This window comes from Mobilicoccus massiliensis (genome assembly GCF_000826525.2).
Classification (GTDB): Bacteria; Actinomycetota; Actinomycetes; order Actinomycetales; family Dermatophilaceae; genus Mobilicoccus; species Mobilicoccus massiliensis.
Genome location: NZ_LN651315.1, coordinates 1 through 3,507 on the forward strand (window position 1 = coordinate 1; position 3,507 = coordinate 3,507).

Sequence of the window (3,507 nt, forward strand, 5' to 3'; positions counted from 1 at the left end):
TGGATCGCCCCGGGAAGGGTGGAGGGCTTGATCTCCCCAGGAGGATGGAGTCATGCCTGCACCGAAGAGGTACCCCGACGAGTTGCGTGAACGAGCGATCCGGTTGGTTCGCGACCGGATCGCCGCCGAGCCCGGCTTGGCGGTCTCGCGTGCGTGCCGGTTGACCGGTGAGCAGCTCGGGATCAACGGCGACACGCTGCGGAACTGGGTCAAACGCGAACGGATCGACGACGGAGAGATCCCCGGCACAACGAGTACGGACGCGGCCCGGATCGCAGAGTTGGAGAAGGAGAACCGCGAACTGCGGCGCGCGAATACGATTCTGCGCCAGGCGAGTGCCTATTTCGCTCAGGCGGAGCTCGACCGCCGACCGTAGACGTCGATGCGTTCATTGCCGCGCACCGCGACGAGCATGGGGTCGAGCCGATCTGCGAGGTCCTGAAAGAGACTGGAATCGCGATCGCCCCAAGCTCCTATTATGCCCGCAAGAGTAGGCCTGTCTCGAAGCGGGCCACAAGTGATGCCGTCATCGACGAACGTCTGCAGGAGCTGCACGAGAAGAACTTCGGCGTGTACGGGGTCCGCAAGATGTGGAAGGCCTATCTGCGGGCCTGGCCCGGTGAGCCGGTCGCACGATGCACCATCGAACGTCGCATGCGAGCGTTGGGCCTGGCTGGCGTGCCGAACGCGCGCACCACCCGGACCACCAGACCCGCGCGGGCGAAGGCCTGCCCGGCCGACCGGCTCCAGCGGGACTTCACCGCGCCGGCGCCGGACCACCGGTGGGTAGCCGACATCACCTACGTCGCCACATGGGCCGGGTTCGTGTACGTGGCTTTCGTGATGGACCTGTATTCCCGCCGGATCACCGGGTGGCGGGTATCGAACTCATTAAGGACCGATCTGGCGCTGGACGCCCTGGAACACGCCTTGTGGGAACGTGGCCGACACCAGCGAGACCTGTCGTGCCTGGTGCACCACTCGGATCGCGGCTGCCAATACGTCTCTATTCGTTACACCGAGAGGCTCCTTGAGTCCGGAATCGAACCCTCGGTCGGATCGACCGGCGATTCCTACGACAATGCCGCTGCCGAGGCGTTGAACAAAATCTACAAGAAGGAACTCATCTGGAAACGTGGGCCGTGGAGCGGTCTGGATGCCGTCGAACTCGCCACCATGGAGTGGGTCGACTGGTACAACAACGACCGCCTTCACTCACACTGCGGCGACATCCCACCCATCGAGTACGAAGACCTGTTCTACGCTGAACACGCCAGCGCCCCGGCACCCGCCGGGGCGGCACAACCCGCTCTCCACTGAACCCGGGGCGATCCTGGAGGGTCACGAGCGACCCGTCGACCGTGGCCAGGACCACCGTCGCCGGGTCGCCGAGGCAGGATGCGGCCCAGCGCTCGAGGGCCGGCTCGGCCAGTGCCCGTGGCCGCCCCGGCGACCACGGCGAGGGGGCGCTGCCGTTCACCACCACCAGGACCCGGTGCGTGAGACGTTCGCCGCTTTCGCGCGTCTCCAGGACGTCGATCGTGTCGCTGGGCGAGGCGCCGCTGCTCATCGCGTCGAGCGCGGCGCCGGCTCGGGCCGGGTTACCGCCCGTGTGGTGCAACACGGACTCGGCCAGCATCACATCGGCCACCGCGTCAACCGTGTCGGCGGCCTGCGTCATCACCGTCGTGACCTGTTCCCACTCCCTGTCGTCCAGTGGGGGCCAGTCGCCGGGGTCGAGGTAGGCGTTCTCGGGCGGTACGGCGAGCCGCGCCCGCAGCCGGTCGTCGCCAGGCGGATAGGTCTGCAGCAGCAGTAGCCCGTCGACCACGTCGGCCGCCGCGACGGTCTCCTTGACGCTGTCGCTGTCGGTTCCGTCGGCGTCGGTCAGACGGCGGGCCACGAGCGGGGCGAGGACGCGCAGGCTGAGCTGCAGCCGCGCCAGGCCGGCGGCCGCCAGGGCGCGTTCGATCCGATAGCCGATCAGGGCCGCTAGTGACTGGCCCTGCCGGACGCCGTCGATCACCTGCACGGCGCCGGCCAACCGCACGCTGGACAGGTCGAGGGCGAAGGGCCCACCGTCCGCCGCCTCGGGCAGGTGCGCGAGATGGGCGTTGCGCAGCAGGCCCGCGGCGATGGCGTGACCGGTCGACGGCGCGTGGATCCACCCGTCGCCGCCCGGTCCAGGGCGCGGTTGCACCTCCTCGGCCACCCCGTAGGCTCCGACGGTCAGCCCGCGTCCACCGCCCTGACGGGTGCGCCGATCGTCGGCGAGGGCGGTCGCCCAGGCGTCGAGCCGGTGCGACGCACAGTCCAGCGACTCGGCCACGGCCAGGGCCCGAGACTCGGTCGTGGTCTCCAGCAGCGCGGTCATCGCGTCACGAACCTCGGCCCGGTATCCCATGTGACGCAGCCAACCGGTCAACGCCGCACCCGCCACCTGCTCCGCTGCGCTCCCGGCGGGTGCGGAGAGGGCCACCTCGGCCAAAGACGTCCGCGTGTGCTCGATCGGCTGGAACTCGCGCAGCATGCTGAGCCCGCCAACCGGGTACCCGGCCGCCACCACCCGCTCGGCGACATCCGCGTACTCCCGGGTGGAGGCGTTGCCCGTCTGCCCGGCCAGCGCCTCCACGGCGGCCTTGAGCTCGGCCGGGAGCTTGGTGGTCTTGAGGAGGTCGGGCACGAGGACGGCGGGCGCGGCCCGCGACGCGTCCAGCTCGGCGGACTGCCACGCGAGCGCGAGCAACGCTTGCAGGACGCTGTCCACGGCCGGCACCTGCGACGGCTGCCCCAGCAGCGCATGGATGAACTCCGGGTCGCGGTCGGAGGCCCACGGCAGCGACAACGGGCGGGTCTCGCGGTGCAGGGACCCGGTCCTGGCCTTGGCAGCGTCCCCGAACAGGATCGTCGAGAGCACGGCTGCCTTGCTCATTCGCTCGGCCTCGTACTCGCGTCGGTCGATGCCGAGCGCCGCGAGCACGTGGCCGGAGACCTCGTCCGACACGACGGGCCGGACCCGCAGGGCCGGCGACACCGGTGCGGTGCCCATGATGTCGAGCAGTGAGTCCTCCACGCCCGGTCGCCCTGGCCGGATGCGCTCCACGCGGGCGTCCACGGCCTCCAGCCAGCGCGTCAGCAGCGTCCGCACGAGGGTGGCGATCCCCGCCGTCGTCTCGCCGGGTGCGGGCCGCCATCGGGACAGATCCGTGGCGGGCAGAACACCGTACGGCTGGGCCCCGACCCGCAGTGCCGGCGCCGGCCCCCGCCCGCGCACGTGCGAGCCGAAGAGTTGTCGCGCGGATTCGCGGTGGGCGTCGTCCACGCCTGGCACTCCCTGGGCGTCGAGGCGCGCGAGGAACTCTCCCCAGCCCGGCGCCCACAGCGCCGTGTTCACGGCTTTGGCGACCGCCTGCTCGCCCGACCCGTCGCCGACCAGCAGGCCCAGTGCGCCGGGGTCCACGCCGAGCACTCGCGCGACAGCAGCCGTGTCGGTGTCCGGGGCGGGCG

Annotated in this window: 1 protein-coding gene and 1 other annotated feature; the gene reads left to right on the plus strand. The window is 70.6% G+C overall.

The window, feature by feature from the left end; genetic code table 11:
• The first annotated feature begins 52 nt into the window (after nt 1-52).
• Nucleotides 53-1,320 (plus strand): IS3 family transposase gene (locus BN1197_RS00060; protein WP_095999816.1). Its coding sequence is split into 2 segments (ribosomal slippage): nt 53-350 and nt 350-1,320, totalling 1,269 coding nucleotides; the frame shifts between segments, so codons are not numbered across the junction.
• Nucleotides 337-468: a sequence feature (AL1L pseudoknot), on the plus strand. (Overlaps the previous gene by 132 nt.)
• Nucleotides 1,321-3,507: the final 2,187 nt, after the last annotated feature.